We start from the raw sequence: 17,078 nt of genomic DNA, 5'->3' as shown, positions 1-17,078 counted from the left end.
AAGAAGAAGCGGAGTATAGATGCTGATGTACTCCGCTTCTTCTTTTTATTCTTCAAGGTTACCCTAGGGTGGTTACATGATGACTACCCCACCACTATGAAGCTGAAGAATCAAAAATAAAATTTGCGATTCGCCCTCCTCAATCCACTAAGGCTTGGCGTTGGGCTTCAAACAACTCTTGGATGCCTTTTTCGGCTAGGTCTAGCATTTGATTGAGGTGGGTGCGGCTGAAGGCTCCTTCTTCGGCGGTGCCTTGAACTTCGATGACGCCGAGCTGGTCGTTGAGGACGACGTTGAGGTCTACTTTGGCGGCTACGTCTTCTACATAGTTGAGGTCGAGGATGGGTTGGTCTTCTAGCCAACCGACGGAGACTGCGGCGATTTGGTGGCGGATGGGCGATCGCTCTAGGTCGCCTTTTTGGATTAGTTGGGCGATCGCGTCTTGGAGGGCGACAAAGCCTCCAGTGATGGCGGTGGTGCGGGTGCCAGCGTCGGCTTGCAAGACATCTGCATCAATCGTGATTGTGCGTTCGCCTAAGGCTTCCATATCGAGGGCAGCCCGTAAGCTACGGCCAACTAAGCGCTGAATTTCTTGAGTGCGCCCAGACAGCTTAAGAAATTCTCGTTCGTGACGTTGGGGAGTGGCACCGGGCAGCATGCGGTATTCTGCGGTCAGCCAACCTTGACCTTTGCCTTCCAAAAATCTGGGTACTTTGGGTTGAATGGTGACCGTACAAAGAACTTGGGTATCGCCACAACGGGTCAACACGGAGCCGGCAGCAAACCGGGTGAAGTGACGCTCGAAGCTGATGGGACGCAGTTGGTCAGGTTGGCGACCGTCGGTACGCTGGAATGCCATTTTTGTAAGGAGCCCTTCTGAATTCACGCCTTTGCCTCAAACGCATCAGTTAGGATACAGCAGTTGTGGTTTGCAGCATCCTGCCGATCATTGTAGGTGCTGCAAAATTTCCTGATGCACTTGTTCGATAGATTGGTTGCTGTTGATTTTGAGTAAGCGATCGCGGTGTTCGTAATAGTCCAACATCGGCATGGTGTAGTCTCGGAATGACTCAATTCGGTGCTGGATCACCTCTGGCGTATCGTCGCTGCGTTGTCGAGCGATCGAGCGGCGCATCAACACATTATCCGGCGCGTCTAGCCAGATTGCTTGGTTCAGGTGCTGATTTAAGTCTTCCAAAAGAAAATCTAGTTCCTCGGCTTGAAAAGCGGTGCGGGGATGCCCTTCTAAGAGCCAACCTCGGCTCGTATCGGCTTGCAGCAGTCGCTGCCGCATTAGTTGAATCATGGTTTCGTCAGGGACCAGTTCGCCTTTTTCAACAAAAGCTTGGACTTGCTGACCGAGGGGAGTCTGAGCCGCGATCGCCTGTCGCAACATCTCTCCTGTGGAAATTAAGGGAATCTCAAAATGACGGCAGAGGTGCTGAGCTTGAGTTCCTTTGCCTGCGCCTGGCCCACCCAGAATCACCAATCTCACGGCCCTATACTCCTACCTGCTGCCAGTTTTTCTCATTATTAGCTGAAGTTCGTGAGAAACGATAAATTTTGGCAGCAATCCCCAAGATTCATGGAGCTTCATTAAGCTTCTCTAGCTCTGTCCTGCTCTAGATGCTTTCTAAGCTTAGACTTGGCTTAATAGAAATGCACCCACAAACGACTATTGACGGACTCACACATCTAGTGTTTGATGAGGGGAGTTCGGAGCAATCTACGCTATATTTCGCTTTCTACGCTGCATCTACTGCCTGAACTGCTCGCTTTAAAGTCCTGACTGGATCGTGACCTGCCTTATGGTTTCCCAAATTGAAACCCCAGCCCTAAATTCCCTCAAAACGCAAGGTCTTGGAGAACGTCGAACTGTTGCAGAAGTCAGTCGCCGCTTCCCCCACGCGATCGAAGGATTGGTACAGGTTTTCACTTGTTCGCATCGCAGCTTTTTCACAAGTGTGATGGCACAAGCGCTCCGAATCGCTGGGCAAGGCACATCAGTTTTAGTGGTGCAGTTTCTCAAAGGTGGTATTGGCCAAGGGCATGAGCATCCGGTACGGCTAGGGCAAAACCTCGACTGGATTCGCTGCGATTTACCCCGCTGCATCGACACGCCTCATCTAGACGAAGCTGAAATGCGATCGCTTCTAGATTTGTGGCATCATACCCAATCAGTGGTGATGCAGGGCAACTACGATTTGGTTGTCTTGGATGAATTAAGTTTAGCGATCAACTTTGGCTTAATTCCAGAAACAGAAGTGCTGGCTTTCTTACAGAAGCGGCCTAGCCATGTAGATGTGATTTTGACGGGGCCAGAAATGCCTCCAGCCATCTTAGATGTTGCTGATCAAATCACAGAACTCCGCCGCAGCCACCAACCTTAGGCTCACAACTATTAGTTAGAAGTCAGTGAGAAGTCACAAATTAGCACAGAATATTGCCCTAGTGACTGCGATGGGTGTAATTTAACTCTGCTTTGGGAAACATGGGATTCGGATTTGGGGGAAGCGGGATGATTAAGAACGACACATGGATTACAGAAATGGCTGCAAAGGGCATGATTACGCCTTTTGAGCCGCAGTTGATTCGGGAAGTCTCTGGAGATGCCAACTTAGCAATTCGCCCTGTGATTAGCTATGGCCTCTCAAGCTACGGCTACGACATTCGCTTATCACCTGCTGAGTTTCGCATCTTCCGCCACATCCCGGGCACGGTGATTGATCCAAAGAATTTCAACCCAGAAAATTTAGAGCCAACTAAGCTCCATACAGACAATAATGGCAGCTATTTTGTGTTGCCTGCTCACTCCTATGCCTTGGGGGTAGCGCTAGAACGGCTGGAAGTTCCTACCAATGCCACGGTAATCTGCATTGGCAAGTCAACCTATGCCAGAGCAGGCATCATCGCTAACCTGACCCCTGCGGAAGCTGGCTGGCGTGGGCACCTGACTCTAGAGTTTTCTAACTCTTCCAGTGCTGACTGCCGCATTTACGCCAATGAAGGTGTGGTACAACTCCTATTTTTAGAAGGTGAGCCTTGCGCGGTTAACTACGAAACTCGTCGCGGTAAATATCAAGACCAACCAGAAGCCGTAACGCTGGCACGGGTCTAAAACATCGGTGAACGCAGCTCTAAGAAGACCACGATCGCCGGAAATTTAACCAAGCTTCCAAAAAGTTTTGCCACATGGAGTTGTGCTTAAAGCGGTGCAGTTGCCATGCCGTTGCCGTTTGGCTCAGGATTTCAGCAAACGTGGGAGAAGGAACGGCTAAGTCAGCGATCGCGTCAATCTTTAGATTCTGGCGCATGGCTAGAGCCATCACAGCAATCAGCTCACTCGCCTCTGATCCCAAAATATGGGCTCCCAGAATCGACCCATTGCGATGCACCACCAACTTACACAATCCGGTAGTTTCAGCCCGAATCTGCGCCAGCGCCAAACTTTTGAGGTCTTGCCGTAAAACCAAGACATCCTTGCCGTAACGTTGTCTAGCTTCTGGCTCTGTCAAACCCACTCGGGCCAAGGCTGGATCAGTAGCTAGCGTTGTGGGAATTCCTTGGTAGTTGGCGCTGTGGCGCGGGAAAAAGAGGGCATTTTTCAGGGCGATCGCTGCTTCATACTGGGCTACGTGAGGAGCCAGATAACCTGAGATCGAGTTGCCACAGACATAAACTCGTGGATTTGTAGTTTGCAGTTTTTGGTTGCACCAAACTCCCTGCGATGACCATTCGACTCCTGCCGCCTCTAAATTAAGCGACTCCACCTGCGGTTGCTGTCCCATTGCCACCACAATCTCATCTGCCGCGATCGCCTGATTGCCTGCTTGCACCCATTTTTTCTGCTCGATCTCTCTCACCTGAGCCACTAGCGTATTCGTCAAAATCCGAACGCCTATGGCTTCCAACTGCGCTTGCAACAAAAACGCCACTTCTGCATCTTCATGGGGCAAAATGCGATCGCTTCCCAGCACCAACGTCACCTGAATATTCAAGCGTGTTAGAGTTTGAGCCAATTCAATTCCGGTCGGATCACTGCCTAAAATCACCACTGTTTCGGGCATTGCTTGGTTAGCGATCGCCTGAGGAAAGCCAGTGGTAGTCAAAAATCCCACACTGCTCAGCCCCGGAATGTCTGGAATGAAGGGGTGGCTCTCTAAAGCCAATAGATAGGATCGAGCTCGGATCAAGCGATCGCTGACAGTGAAAGCAAACCGAGGCCGACGGCAAAACTGCCCCGCGCTAAAAATCATCTCAACTCCCAGCGCAGACAAAATTGTGGGTGAGTTTTGCTCTTCCCAGTTACTCGCAACCTGTTGCAGCCATTGCTCAACCCCAGACCACTGCACAGACCCAGGCGAAGCTCCAGCCTCGATTGTCTGCCCCAACCACCCTAATTGTCGGCTCTGGTAGACCTGCTCTGTCATCTCGCCTAAATGAGCTAGAGCAGCATGGGAAATCCACTCAGAGGCTAAGCCCTGATTTCCCCAGTCTTCCGGCACGACCCAAGCAACTCGCGCTTTGAACTCAGCAGCCATCCTTGCCGCATAGCCACCCGCAAGTGTGCCGCCAACCACCACCAAATCGTATTCAACTGACATGCTTTTAGTCGTTCACCAGATTGATTTGGATGAGGCGTTAGACACGCTGCCTAACACAAGCACTCTCTAAAGAATCTTAGCCAACCCTGTGATTAACCTTTGATTTTCAGCCTCCGTACGAACCGCAACTCGAAAGTAGCGATCGCCCAACTCAGGAAAACTGACACACTCCCGAATCAAAATCTGCTCACACAACAACAAATTCTTTTGCACTTCTACAGTGGACTGCTCCGACTTCACGAGTAAAAAGTTCGCAGCCCCCTGGTAAGGTTGCAATCCTGGTAACTGAGCCAAACCTTGGTAAAGATGCGATCGCGCTACTGGCAACCAAGCCCAAGTCTGTGCCTGAAACGTTATATCCTGAACCACCGCTGCCGCTGCTGCCGCCGCTAGTACATTCACAGGCCAAGGGTCTCGCCATTGCTGCCAGCGCCTTAAGCGCTCTGGGTGAGCAATGGCATAGCCTAAGCGCAAACCAGGCAAACTGTAGAACTTGGTGAGCGATCGCAAAATTACCAGATTGGGATATTTCTGCACCACCTCAATCAAGCTTTGCTGCTGCTCTGGCGGCAAGAAGTCCATAAAGGCTTCATCTACCACCACCAAAGCAAATTGCTCTAAATATGGCAGAATACTTTCTCTGGAAAATAGCTGTCCAGTCGGATTGTGAGGGTTATTAATCAACAAGCCCCTGGTCTGGGAAGCAATTTTGGATGTTAGGGGTTCAATGACTGACCCAACATCCAAAACTGGCAAACCAAAATTATCGAACGGGCACTCAAGCACAGAACTGTTAAATGCTTTTAGGGCTCGCCCATAGTCGCTAAACGCGGGGGTAATTAAGCCAGTCACCCCCAGCGCAGATAAATCTCTACAGGCCCAAGTCAACAACTCAGCAGCACCATTGCCTGGCAAGAGCCAGTCTACAGGTAAGCTATGAGCCTGACCCAGAACGGCTCGGAGTTGAGCGTAGTCTGGATCAGGATAAGCCGTCAGCTCAGATAAGTGAGCTTGAATTGCCGCGATCGCAGACTCAGGGGGGCCTAAAGGATTAATGCTGGCAGAGAAATCAAGAATAGCAGCAGGGGGACAGCCCGCCAGCGCTGCTGCCCAAGCTAAGTTCCCCCCGTGGATTGGACGGCTCAAAGAGCGGCCTCACTAGTGAAAAGTAGCTATTTTTCGGGAGGCGAGACCTTCTCCTTAAATAACTTACCTGCCGAGAAGGCAGGAACTTTGGTCGCTGGGATTTCCATTTTGTCACCCGTTTTGGGATTGCGTCCCTCACGAGCCTTGCGCTCCCGTGACTCAAAAGAGCCAAAGCCGACTAGCGTGACTTTATCGCCTGTAGAAACCGCTTCAACAATGGTTTCCAAAGCCGCAGTCAAGACCGCATCTGCTTGCTTTTTGGTCACACTCGCCTTATCGGCGATCGCGTCAACTAATTCACCTTTATTCATGCGTTTGAATCTCCTTTTTTAAGAAGATAGATATTACTGTCCTAATCTCCAGGTGAGATTGTAGAGTGATCATCCGAGAAGAACTCAGCCAAAATGGCTGAAAGTCCCGCAGACTCGAATTTTCAATGCCTTATTCTAAGGTGTACTCGCCTAATATGGATCGTTGAAACCTTTAAGATATATAGATCTCAGGATTTTTTAGGTAATTAGACTCACCAAGCTGGCTGAGTAAACACAACTTTGTACCCAAAAAAGGTCAAATCGAGTAGCCTAGCTTATTTTCAAAATAGAAAAAGTTGTAATACAGAACCTAGAATGCTAAGTAACCCTCCCCCTCCTCCACCTTGCTTCGCCGATTTAGGAGGAGTTTGTATCTCCTTAATCAAAGCTTGAGAAGTTTGAGAACCTTGCAGATTACCTTGATGCGTAAACAGTCGCTCAGCGTATTGCGCATCTTGAATACCGCCTGACCCATCACCTAAACGATACCGAGAAATTGCACGCCCTAAGTAGCCTGGAGCAAAGTCTGGCTTCAGAATCAAGGCTTGATTGTAGTAATCAACCGCTACTCCGTGGTTACTAACTTGAGCTTCTTCGAGCGCCCATTTATAGACCTCTTCAGCAGTCACAGCAGAGGCTGCCAGCCCAATAGATCCTTTGAGGAGTGTATTAATTAAATTAGCATTCTGCAGATCAGCATTCCACAAGTAAGCGGTTCTCAAATCAGCAGAACCCAAGTCAGCACCACGTAGATTAGCACCACCTAAATTGGCACCAAATAGGCTTGCCCCCAATAGTTTGGCACCGCTCAAGTTAGCATTCGTCAAGTTTGCTCGGCTTAGGTTGACGCCACTTAAGTCCGCCTCTCTAAGATCAGCATTAGATAAATCCGCCAATACTAAGCCAGCTCCACTCAAGTCACACTTTTGGCATTGCTTTGTTGATAACAGTTGCCTAAGGTGATCAGAATTCTCAGCCCTTGTTAGCAGAGTTCCGCTCCACACTGGAGTAGACAAGACGACCGTAACGAAGATCCAAGCCTTCATACACTTAATCATTGTGTTTTTATAAAACGAATGGCACCCAAAGTACTCTCATACTTGGGTGCCTGAATTATTGATTCAGTTTAGTTACGACGATTACCTCGTTCTAGAATCTGACGCACATCTGGGCTAGGAGTATAGTTATACCCGTAGGCGGAGCGATCAGAGTCATCCATAATTTGAGGTGTCAGCAGAACGATTACTTCAGCCCTTTGGTTCTGACGATTCGTGCTCCTAAATAAAGCACCAATAATTGGCAGATCTCCTAAAATTGGCAGCTTGCTAACGGTTGTCCTCTCTTGGTCTTGAATAATACCTGAGAGAATTAGAGTTTGGCCATCACGCAGACGGATAGTTCCCGAACTCAGTGAGCGTTCCGCAAGTAAAGCAATTTCCTGCTGACCAACTCTTGCCGTTCCACCAATGGCACTTACACGGGGAGAAACCGATAGAGAAACGAAGCCATTGTCATCAATTCGCTCAACATTAACCCCTAGAATAAGGCCCGCCTCTTGAATATCAGCAGTTGTAGTAATGAGTGGATTGTCACCTGTTGTTGTAGTTTGGGTGACATTACCAACTACCTGCTGCGTCAAATTCACGGTTGCTGTTTGTCCTTCCTGCACTACAAGAGTTGGATCAGTCAATATTTTGGCATTACCACTCGTTACCTGAGCTTGCAGTAGAGATAGAAATCTCCTCGGGAATCTAAATAAGCTGGGCAGTGCCGCAACTGCGGTTCCAAGAGTACCTTGCGTTACGCTAGCAGTCCCATCCGCAGCAATGGTAACGACATTGTCAGTTGCGGGAGTAATTTCGGAAAAGCCAGGTTGTAAAGGATCGGTAGAAACGGGTGGGATCGGTCTAAAGAAACCTGCTGCACCTCGACCTTGGACACGCCTTACACTACCGGTGCGCTGATCAATGATGATCGTGCCTGGGTCGGTTCCAGGAATTGGCACACTGCTATTTGGATCAAGGAAGGGCTGGCCGCTAAGCGGGTTTGCAACTACAGGTGGGCTCAGCGGGCTTCCTGTTGCTTGAGCTCTTGTGGGTGGATTAACTCCACCAAAATTCAGACTCGCAGCTCCATTATCGTTTGTAAAGAAGCTGTCATTAATTCCGAAGGAGAAGCTGCTGTTATAGCTATCAGTCCCTGCGAGATTAACATCAACAATTTTGACGTTGACGGCAACTTGCCGACGTCGTAAATCTAGCTGAACGAGTTGCGAGGATGCAACATCAACCAAACGACGAGCTCCAACTAAGGTGATTGTATTTAAGCGAGTATCGACTAATACCTGCAAACCTCGCAAAAGTGGGCTTGAGTCTTGTGGATCGATGCGCAACGTATTCACAACTGTTTGATTCGTTGTGCTCGTTTGAGTAATAGGTGGTGCCCCTTCTGCTCCCTGCACAGGAATGGCATTGACCGTAGTTACTGGCTGAGTCACAGTGACGGCACTTTCGGCTCCCATACTAACTAGAAAGCCAGAAGCCTGTTCTGCACTCACCTGATTTAAGCGGAAGGTCCGAATCGTGACATCACGAGCCTCATTAGGTAGTCTAGGACCCACAAAAATAGTGTTACCAGACCGATTCGCTTCTAATCCACTCAGCCGCAAAACATAGTTGAATACATTTTGGACTGGTTCGTTTTCAATATCCAACGAAATTGTTGGTCCTCCAGCTCCAGCAGCCGCTGTTCCTTGTTGTCCTTGGCCTTGAGTACCTGTACCTGTCCCAGCGCTCTCTCCTGTAAAAGCCAGGTTAAGCCCCGCTGCCCGGGACAACAAAGATAGTACTTCACGAACTGGCGCATCTCTGAGCACTAGGCGAGGCACTCTTTCTGCACTACCCAAATCAATTTCGGTAGCAGAGGCATCAATATTAGAAATAGAAATATCACCTACCGGAGGTGCTACGGCTCTAGGCAAGAATGGAGGCGCTACATTCGGACTTTGTGGTGGTACTGGCACCCCATCTACTGTAATTTTGGGGTTAGGAACGAGCACATCTGCAGCAGGGGCGGGGGGCACTGGGGCAGGGGCTGATTGGGTAGCTGTACCAGGCTGGGCTGTAGGAGCTGGAGCTGCTTGAGCTGTTTCGCTTCCGGCTGGGCGTGTAAGACTAAAGAGCAAGCCGCCGCGATCGCGCTGAGCTACTTGTCCTGCGGGAGCTGCGCCTTGACCCGCCACGATCACTCGCACACTATTGGTATCTAGGGGTAGCACTACGACAGAACTAATCCCAGGTGCAGGATTATCTTGACGAAAACTCTCACTTTGAGGCAAACGCAGTTGGGTGTTGATTACATCAGCAACCCAACTATTGCCTCGACTGACAGTAAAAACTTGTGGACGCGCGCCATTGCGAGTCTCTAATACAACCTCTACCCCACCGCTCGTGGGATTAACTTTTACACCAGTCACTTGCGTTGCTGGAGCAGCCCATACAGGCTGAGCAGCCATCACCATGACGGCCCCACCAATGTATAGACTGCTCAATCCGAGATGATGCTTCACAGTTCCCTCCTCTCAAAAAATGGAAATCTCAACCTTGTCTTGGCTCCACACTCAAAAGCCATCAACGTTACTGAGCAGGCGGTTTTGCCGCTGCTGCCGCTTCCTCTGAACTCAACGGCAATAATGCCTGTAGCTTAAAGGATGTTTTTAAGTTAGTCTCAGGCCGACCAACCGGAAGCAGACGACCCCGACGATCAACGGTAATTTTCTGGGTTGACTGATCTAGTTGAGAGTTAAAGCTCTTAACTAGCAAGAGCGGCTGTAATCGCTCCACACTTCGCATAATCGACTGAGTTTGTTCGTAGTTGCCTTCTAAGTTAACCGTGATCTCTTTGCGCTTAAGCTTGCCATTGACCGCAGGCCCTAAGGAACCATCACTGACTACAGTTGCAGGTTCTGGAGCAGGTGTGAAACTGCTTAACTTGGCTTTTCTGGCATTAACTAGACGATTGAGATCAAGCAGTAGAGTGTCTAACGTTCTCTCATCAGCGAACAAAGCATAAACTTCTGTCCTGCGCTGTTTCGCCTGCTCTAAATTTTTGTTTGCGGTATCAATTTTTTTCTGGATATTACCCCGTTGTTGAATTTGGTTTTCCTTTTGCTCAGCTTCAGCTTGAAGGGTTTGGTAGGTATTCCAAGCTGGCTGAACTTGATTGAGCAATAGATATGCAGATGCCCCAATGCCTAAAACCGCTACCAAAACACCACTAATGGTGGGAGTTAAGGCAATGCCGAAGATTGTAGGATAGGCAGGCTCGGAGCCAAAGTCTCTGCCGTCGGAAGGGACAAAATCTCCACTGATAGTCATGGTTGAATGACTCCTTTTTGTTGAAGCGTTCTGATCCGAGTGACTAACCCCACAGCACCCTTGCGATCCAGTTCTCGGAGCAATTCAGAAGCAGGGACATCACTTAAGCTAGTTTGAATTTTATAAACCACTACTTGTGGTAGCTTCACTTGAACGTCTGGTGTAGAAGATTGAGGTGTGCGATCTTGCCGAACCTCAATTTGAGTTGGGTTATCCCTTAAGTCAGCACCGACTAGCTGTGTTTCGCTGGCCTTGAGAAAAGGGGATTTCTGTAGGGTTAGCAAGAAATCATTAACATCATTAAAGGAGCGAGCTGCGCCTGAAATCTCAACTTTGGGAGCTGGATTTGGACTTTGAGGAGTCGCAGCAGGGGCATCAGTCTGCTGAATGTTGCTGACTTGTACACCGGCTGGAACGCGATCGCGGATATCCTGCAACATGGCAGACCAAGGCTTAATTTGATTGAAGACTGTAGCCAAGGCGTCAGTCTCAGCCTTAATTTGACCCGCTTGAGCATTAATTGCAGCTACCTTTTCATCCGCTCTTTGCAATTCGCCCAGTTGTACATTGAGCTGATCAATTCGAGTTTGTAGCTCTGCATTTTTGTTTTGCAGCACTAACCACAAAACGAGAACAACAGCAGGGAGAAAAACACCCGTTGCCACCCCTAGGAACAAGGGCACCAAGCTACCAGGAGCCGCTTTAGGCCGAGATGGCCCACCTCCTACATCTGGTCGATACTCCGGTCGGTCATTGAGAAAATTAACATCAAGACTATACATGAGTTCAGATCTCCCGCAATCCTAGGCCTAGCACCACCCCTAATCCAGGTCGCTGAACTAAGGGAATTTCCTGATCAACCTCTAGTGAAAGCGCTGCAATTGGATCAACCTGGCTTGCAGGCAAACTGAGTCGTTGAGTAAAAAATTCATCTAACTGACCAATTCCACCTCCTGGTCCTGCCAAGAGCAGTTGCGCCACTTCCAAGTTCTCACCTTGATTGAGATAGAAGTCAATAGAACGACGCAGCTCATCTGCTAGTTCTCCCAGAACTCTTAGCATGGCAGCCGTACCTGGATTGGTACCCCCCATTTTAGTCGTGCCACCAATAGTATCGGTGGGAGTAATTGGGATCGTCATGCCTTGCAACAAATCAGTATTGCGGCTAGGAGGCAGGTTCATCGCTCGACTCAATGCACTCTGAATTTGGAACGTGCCAATCGGGACGGTGCGGGAAAACTGGGGGACGCCATCCACCACAATAGAAATTTCTGTACTTTCAAACTGAACGTCGGCGATCGCCACTGCTTCTTGAGGGGCAAACTGCCGCAGTTGCTCTCGAATTGTCCGAATCAAAGCGAAGCTGCTGGTTTCTAAAACGTCCAGTTGCAAGCCCGCCTGCTCAAAAGTGCTGAGGTAAGTATCTGTCACTTCCTTGCGCGTGGCGACGAGCAAAACTTGAACCTTTTCAATGCCATCCTCATCTACAAAGAAGCCCAGCTTTTGGTAATCAACATCAGCCTCTTCTCTGGGGAAGGTCAGGTAAAGACCAGCCTCTTGATTCAAGACCATTTCCCGGAGTTCGCGATCATCCAGTTCCGCTGGAACTGGGATCAATCGGGTGACTGCTTCTCGCGCCGGGATCGCTGTTGCTGCACGCTTTACTTTAATTTTATTTTCAGCCAAGGCGGATTGAATCAAGCCAGCCATCGCAGTCGGGTCAGCAATTTGGCCCTCCTGAAATATACCCTCTGGCACCTCTACAGATGACAGCGTGACTAGTTTGAATGCCTGTCCCTGCTTCCGCACTTGGGCAATGTTAATTCGTTCGGGGGTGATCTCTATACCAACCCCTTTCGTACGCTTTGAAAATAGACCTTTCAATGTGTTAACCACAGCATTTATCCACTCAGTCGTATCAGTTTAGTTAGTTGGGTGAGGCCAGAGACAAGGGCTGTAGTGAGATGGATGCCGATGTATGGTAACCAATTTATTGCAGAATTACCATGCTGCTTAGAAGGATACAAACCTTAAAAAATATCATCAACAAAGAGTGAACTGCTCCTAGATTGCTGGTTGCGTCTTCGGGTGAAAACATCATTTACAGCAACACCATTCACTAAAGAAAAGAAAACGGCTGTTTTTTTCTCCTAATGTTTTTGGCTTTCATCCCCAATAAGCTCGTTTTGAACTTTCCAAAAGTTTGGTTTTTTTGGGGAACCAAGCAAGGGGACAGTTCGCTTGCGTTGATCTCAATCCAACTCAACTTACCAGCGATATTACACACAATTGTGAAAATTGCGTACACCTCTTCAAAAATTGAGTTAACTCGTACTGATGGAATAGGATTCATCCGGCTGATCAACCCATCACGATTTGAGGATAACCCATCAACCGAATAGGTATTTTCCTCTTTAGCAAACCACTAAGTGATGGCTGTCTTATGGTTAATTGTTCCCGCCAAGCTAGACAATGTCCTTTTGAGCTGTGTAAGCAGCGAAAAAGCGTAGAGCGACCCCTGAGCACCCGTCTGTTAGAACGGGATGCATGAAAGTATATATAAAAAAGAGAAAAATACAGACGGTTAAATTATGAATGCTGTGCCATCACGCCAGGAAAGCCAAGTTTGGGGAACTCCCTTAACCTCTAGTGGGCGACGCCTCATGCTGCTAGGCTCTGGAGAGTTGGGCAAGGAAGTTGCGATCGAAGCGATGCGGCTGGGGTTGGAAGTCATTGCAGTTGATTTCTATGCCCACGCTCCCGCGATGCAAGTAGCGCATCGATCCTATGAAGTGGATATGTTAGATGGCCCCAAGCTGCGGCACTTAATTGAGCGCGAAGAACCGGATTGGATTGTGCCAGAAGTGGAAGCGATCGCCACCGCTACCCTAGTAGAGCTAGAGCAAGAAGGCTGGCGGGTGATTCCTACCGCACGGGCAACCAACTTAACCATGAATCGCGAAGGCATTCGGCGGCTAGCAGCGGAAGAGTTAGGCTTGAAGACTTCGCCTTACCGTTTTGCCGATAGCGAGGCAGAATATCGGCAAGCGATCGCGGAACTGGGACTGCCTTGTGTCGTCAAGCCTGTCATGAGTTCTTCGGGAAAGGGGCAGAGTATTGTCCGAACTGAGGCTGAAATTGATGCTGCTTGGCAATACGCGCAGTCGGGGGGACGCGCCCAGAATCGCCGCATCATTGTCGAAGGGTTTGTCGAGTTTCATACGGAAATTACCTTGCTGACGGTGCGGGCTATAGATGGGACTCACTTTTGTCCTCCAATCGGACACATTCAAGTCGATGGTGATTACCGGGAATCTTGGCAACCTTGCCCGCTGAACCCAGACACGCTAGAGCAATGTCACGCCATCGGTCGTCAAATCACCGAAGCTTTAGGTGGTTGGGGCATTTTTGGTGTGGAGCTGTTTATTCAAGGTGATCCGGCAGGAGCGCAAACGGTTTACTTCAGTGAGGTCAGCCCTCGCCCCCACGACACAGGGATGGTGACGATGATTAGCCAAAATATGTCGGAGTTTGAGCTGCATGTGCGGGCGATCGCTGGGCTACCGATTGGTGAGATTGAGTTGATTCGGCCCGGAGCTTCGGCAGTGATTTTAGCGTCCGAGACGGGAGACAACCCCCGCTATGAAGGCATTGATCTTGCCTTGCAAGTCCCCACGAGCAAAGTTCGCATTTTTGGTAAACCTTCGTGTCACCAGAAACGACGCATGGGCGTTGCTTTGGCTTTAGGAGCCACAACCGACGAAGCCAGAGAACGAGCCAAAGCTTGTGCGGCTGCCGTCAAAGTTGTGGTGTAGTAGTGGCTACTTTGAAGCAGTAGATTGGGCAATACTCGACCGTTATGAAATTATGAGAATGAGACGCTGGAGACAATTTGGCATTTTTGCCTTGCTGGGCTTGCTTTTGAGTTGGCTAGTGAGTTGTGGCACAGGCCCTTCCAACTCTGGAAACAACCAAACTGCCGGGGTTAAGCAAGAAATTGAGTTCTGGACCATGCAGTTGCAGCCTCAATTTACCGACTATTTCAACCAACTGATTGGTAAGTTTGAAACGGAAAATCCTGATATCAAAGTGCGCTGGGTGGATGTGCCTTGGACGGCGATGGAGAGCAAGATTCTCACCGCTGTCTCCGCCAAAACTGCCCCCGATGTAGTCAACCTAAATCCGGGCTTTGCCTCTCAGCTTGCAGCTCGCGATGCCTGGTTAAACTTGGATGAAAAAATTCCCGCCGAAGTGCGCCAGCAGTACCTCCCCAATATTTGGAAAGCCAGCACGCTGAATAATCAAAGCTTTGGGATTCCTTGGTATTTAACGACGCGAGTTGCGATCTACAACACCGATTTGTTGAAGCAAGCAGGAGTGAGCCAGCCACCGACCACCTACGCTGAACTAGCTACAGTCGCTAAACAAATCAAAGACAAAACAGGCAAGTACGCCTTTTTTGCCACGGTGGTCCCAGAAGACTCTGGCGAGGTGATGGAGTCGTTTGTGCAGATGGGGGTTCAGTTAGTTGATGAGCAAGGTAAAGCCGCCTTTAATACGCCTCAAGGCAAGGCTGCTTTCCAATATTGGGTGGATCTGTACAAGAACGGGGCTTTGCCTCGTGAAGTGCTGACCCAAGGACACCGCCACGCGATCGACTTGTATCAGCAAGGTGAAACTGCCATCTTGGCTTCTGGTCCAGAATTCCTGAATACGATCGCTAAAAATGCTCCTGCTGTGGCTCAAGCTTCTGCCTCTGCTCCGCAAATCACCGGGGACACTGGCAAGAAAAATGTGGCTGTGATGAATTTAGTCGTTCCTCGCGATACTCAGCATCCTGACGCAGCCGTGAAGTTTGCGTTGTATGTCACCAACAATGACAATCAATTGGTTTTTGCGAAGGAAGCCAATGTGCTGCCTTCCACCGTACAGGCCCTAGAAGATAGCTACTTCAAAACTCTGCCCACCAACGCCACTCCGGTAGATAAAGCTCGCTCTATCAGTGCAGGCCAGCTAAAAGATGCAGAAGTGTTGGTTCCAGCTATGAAGGATGTGAAGCAACTGCAAAAAACCATTTACGACAATTTGCAGGCGGCGATGTTGGGTGAGAAAACCATCGATCAGGCGATCGCGGATGCCGAAACAAATTGGAATCAGCGGAGAGGAGCCTAAATAGCACCCAAATTAGAACCCAAATCAGCCTGGAATCGCTTAAAGAAGTCACCCAACAAATAAAGCGAACCAGCTAACACCACTAAAGCACCGGGGGTAGGTTGATTGCCTACCCCTTTGGCGTTTTGGGTAGCCGCTTGTAGCCCCAACTCCAGATCGGCATAAGTTTCGCAGGCGACTAACTGAGGACAAATCCGCTGCTGGGCCAAATCCGCTAACCGATCAAGATCCACAGGCTCATGGTCTGGAACTGGGACTAAATGGAGCTGGTCGTTAGGGCGCAGCAAAGCTTCGAGCACCTCTTCATGATCTTTAGTGCCGATCATGCCCACCACCCACACAACAGAGCGATCGCCATACACCTCTCCCGGTTGGTCGCCATGCCGATCGATATACTGCCGTAAAGCTTGGGCTCCTGCCGGATTATGTGCCCCATCTACCAGCAAACGGTGACCGCGCCAAGTTAGCCAGTGCAGCCGTCCAGGCCATTGCGTTTTAGCGATGCCATTCACAATCGCTGCATCGGAAATCTCCCAGCCTTGCTGCTGCAAAATTTGCAATGCAGCGATCGCTAAAGCGGAATTACTCAATTGCACCGCACCGGGGAGCGGCAACGAATATTCGATTTTGGCTTTTAGCTTTTGGCTTTTGGCTTTTGATTGGAACCAATTTGGGATGCTAGCGACTTCGGCCCAACCGGGTTGAGTTTCTATGGCAGGTTGCGGCCAAACAGCCGGACAGTTCAGTTCCGCAATTCGTTTTTCGACGACAGCCTGCGCCTCTGGGGGTAAGGGGCCAATTACCGCAGGGCAGCCAGCCTTAAGAATCCCTGCTTTCTCTCTGGCAATGTCGGCGAGAGTGGGGCCGAGGCGTTGCCAGTGCTCGCGGCTGAGCGAGGTGATGACGCTGACTAGGGGGCGATCGCAAACATTCGTGGCATCCAAGCGCCCTCCTAAGCCCACTTCAACCACGGCAATCTCCACTTGCTGTTGGGCAAAATACAACCACATGGCCGCAGTAATGACTTCAAATTGTGTGGGAGAAGGCTGGTCTGGGGCGATCGCTGCCTCGACTTGTCGCAAAACTTGCTCCAATGCTTCCGGTGCAATGGGTTGCTCATTCAAGCAAATTCGCTCGCACCAATCGACCAAATGCGGCGAGGTATAGCGCCCCACGCGATACCCAGCTTGGGTCAACACGGCTGACAGGTAAGCACAGACAGAGCCTTTCCCATTCGACCCCGCCACATGAATAATCGGAATCTGCTGGTGCGGATCACCCAATTCCGCCAAAAGTCGCTGGATGCGTTCTAAGCCCAAATGCACCCCAAAATAACCAAAACGGTTGAGCAGAGCCTCCACATTGACTGCCTGCCTTTTGTCATTAGGTTGACCTGCATCACTCGCTTGCTTAATCGGATTCATTGCCAAACCAGGAACCGTTACTTTACAGGATGACATTAGCTGCCC

15 protein-coding genes are annotated in these 17,078 nt (G+C 49.7%); 4 read left to right on the top strand and 11 right to left on the bottom strand.

The annotated features are described in order from the left end of the window. Window positions 1-139: 139 nt before the first annotated feature. On the bottom strand, window positions 140-859 hold the full coding sequence (gene rph / locus H6F72_RS04935; protein ID WP_190432395.1) for a ribonuclease PH: 720 nt from the start codon (window positions 857-859) through the stop codon (window positions 140-142). 87 nt (window positions 860-946) lie between these two features. After that, window positions 947-1,495 carry an adenylate kinase gene (locus H6F72_RS04930; RefSeq protein ID WP_190432394.1) on the bottom strand — a complete coding sequence of 183 codons (549 nt, stop codon included), beginning with the start codon at window positions 1,493-1,495 and terminating at the stop codon, window positions 947-949. A gap of 313 nt (window positions 1,496-1,808) precedes the next feature. Here H6F72_RS04930 and H6F72_RS04925 point away from each other — a divergent pair, with 313 nt between their 5' ends. Then, on the top strand, window positions 1,809-2,390 hold the full coding sequence (locus H6F72_RS04925; protein WP_190432392.1) for a P-loop NTPase family protein: 582 nt from the start codon (window positions 1,809-1,811) through the stop codon (window positions 2,388-2,390). Between the two features lie 128 nt (window positions 2,391-2,518). After that, window positions 2,519-3,118, top strand: a complete 600-nt coding sequence (gene dcd / locus H6F72_RS04920; RefSeq protein ID WP_190432390.1) for a dCTP deaminase — start codon at window positions 2,519-2,521, stop codon at window positions 3,116-3,118. Between the two features lie 19 nt (window positions 3,119-3,137). Here dcd and H6F72_RS04915 read toward each other — a convergent pair whose 3' ends face one another. From H6F72_RS04915 to pilM, 8 genes are all read right to left on the bottom strand, one after another. Continuing rightward, complete coding sequence (locus H6F72_RS04915; RefSeq protein ID WP_190432388.1) at window positions 3,138-4,604, bottom strand: NAD(P)/FAD-dependent oxidoreductase; 1,467 nt, start codon at window positions 4,602-4,604, stop codon at window positions 3,138-3,140. Between the two features lie 66 nt (window positions 4,605-4,670). Beyond that, on the bottom strand, window positions 4,671-5,750 hold the full coding sequence (gene cobD / locus H6F72_RS04910; protein WP_190432386.1) for a threonine-phosphate decarboxylase CobD: 1,080 nt from the start codon (window positions 5,748-5,750) through the stop codon (window positions 4,671-4,673). A 26-nt stretch (window positions 5,751-5,776) separates the two neighbouring features. Then, the gene (locus H6F72_RS04905; RefSeq protein WP_190432385.1) at window positions 5,777-6,061 is read right to left on the bottom strand and encodes an HU family DNA-binding protein; all 285 of its coding nucleotides are present in this window, start codon (window positions 6,059-6,061) and stop codon (window positions 5,777-5,779) included. 281 nt (window positions 6,062-6,342) lie between these two features. Then, complete coding sequence (locus tag H6F72_RS04900) at window positions 6,343-7,107, bottom strand: pentapeptide repeat-containing protein (RefSeq protein ID WP_255527303.1); 765 nt, start codon at window positions 7,105-7,107, stop codon at window positions 6,343-6,345. Between the two features lie 80 nt (window positions 7,108-7,187). Further along, window positions 7,188-9,629: an AMIN domain-containing protein gene (locus H6F72_RS04895; protein ID WP_370527445.1), complete on the bottom strand. Its 2,442-nt coding sequence runs from the start codon at window positions 9,627-9,629 to the stop codon at window positions 7,188-7,190. A 67-nt stretch (window positions 9,630-9,696) separates the two neighbouring features. Further along, entirely contained in the window at window positions 9,697-10,437 is a 741-nt protein-coding gene (locus tag H6F72_RS04890) for a pilus assembly protein (RefSeq protein ID WP_190432383.1), read from the bottom strand. After that, window positions 10,434-11,219, bottom strand: a complete 786-nt coding sequence (locus H6F72_RS04885; protein ID WP_190432382.1) for a PilN domain-containing protein — start codon at window positions 11,217-11,219, stop codon at window positions 10,434-10,436. Before H6F72_RS04885 ends, H6F72_RS04890 begins: the two co-directional genes overlap by 4 nt. A gap of 4 nt (window positions 11,220-11,223) precedes the next feature. Next, entirely contained in the window at window positions 11,224-12,333 is a 1,110-nt protein-coding gene (pilM, locus tag H6F72_RS04880; protein WP_190432381.1) for a type IV pilus assembly protein PilM, read from the bottom strand. A 695-nt stretch (window positions 12,334-13,028) separates the two neighbouring features. Between pilM and purT the strand changes: the two genes are divergently transcribed. Both purT and H6F72_RS04870 read left to right on the top strand, forming a co-directional pair. Beyond that, window positions 13,029-14,252, top strand: a complete 1,224-nt coding sequence (gene purT, locus H6F72_RS04875; RefSeq protein WP_190432379.1) for a formate-dependent phosphoribosylglycinamide formyltransferase — start codon at window positions 13,029-13,031, stop codon at window positions 14,250-14,252. Between the two features lie 58 nt (window positions 14,253-14,310). After that, entirely contained in the window at window positions 14,311-15,609 is a 1,299-nt protein-coding gene (locus H6F72_RS04870; protein WP_242016790.1) for a sugar ABC transporter substrate-binding protein, read from the top strand. Here the strand turns inward: H6F72_RS04870 and H6F72_RS04865 are convergent. Then, a complete protein-coding gene (locus H6F72_RS04865; RefSeq protein WP_190432377.1) occupies window positions 15,606-17,033 on the bottom strand; it encodes a folylpolyglutamate synthase/dihydrofolate synthase family protein in 1,428 nt (475 codons plus the stop codon). The two genes, H6F72_RS04870 and H6F72_RS04865, sit on opposite strands and share 4 nt — an antisense overlap. Window positions 17,034-17,078 lie beyond the last annotated feature (45 nt).

The sequence above is a fragment of the Trichocoleus sp. FACHB-46 genome (assembly GCF_014695385.1).
Classification (GTDB): domain Bacteria; phylum Cyanobacteriota; class Cyanobacteriia; order FACHB-46; family FACHB-46; genus Trichocoleus.
The sequence above is the reverse complement of the archived record's forward strand: the minus strand, read 5'-3'. Positions and strand labels throughout refer to the sequence as shown.

What these genes read in the sequence shown, in the direction of transcription:
- rph (WP_190432395.1), bottom strand. Translation starts at nt 859, where the DNA reads ATGGCATTCCAGCGTACCGACGGTCGCCAACCTGACCAACTGCGTCCC.
- H6F72_RS04925 (WP_190432392.1), top strand. Translation starts at nt 1,809, where the DNA reads ATGGTTTCCCAAATTGAAACCCCAGCCCTAAATTCCCTCAAAACGCAA.
- dcd (WP_190432390.1), top strand. Translation starts at nt 2,519, where the DNA reads ATGATTAAGAACGACACATGGATTACAGAAATGGCTGCAAAGGGCATG.
- H6F72_RS04915 (WP_190432388.1), bottom strand. Translation starts at nt 4,604, where the DNA reads ATGTCAGTTGAATACGATTTGGTGGTGGTTGGCGGCACACTTGCGGGT.
- H6F72_RS04905 (WP_190432385.1), bottom strand. Translation starts at nt 6,061, where the DNA reads ATGAATAAAGGTGAATTAGTTGACGCGATCGCCGATAAGGCGAGTGTG.
- H6F72_RS04900 (WP_255527303.1), bottom strand. Translation starts at nt 7,107, where the DNA reads ATGAAGGCTTGGATCTTCGTTACGGTCGTCTTGTCTACTCCAGTGTGG.
- H6F72_RS04890 (WP_190432383.1), bottom strand. Translation starts at nt 10,437, where the DNA reads ATGACTATCAGTGGAGATTTTGTCCCTTCCGACGGCAGAGACTTTGGC.
- H6F72_RS04885 (WP_190432382.1), bottom strand. Translation starts at nt 11,219, where the DNA reads ATGTATAGTCTTGATGTTAATTTTCTCAATGACCGACCGGAGTATCGA.
- purT (WP_190432379.1), top strand. Translation starts at nt 13,029, where the DNA reads ATGAATGCTGTGCCATCACGCCAGGAAAGCCAAGTTTGGGGAACTCCC.
- H6F72_RS04870 (WP_242016790.1), top strand. Translation starts at nt 14,311, where the DNA reads ATGAGACGCTGGAGACAATTTGGCATTTTTGCCTTGCTGGGCTTGCTT.
- H6F72_RS04865 (WP_190432377.1), bottom strand. Translation starts at nt 17,033, where the DNA reads ATGAATCCGATTAAGCAAGCGAGTGATGCAGGTCAACCTAATGACAAA.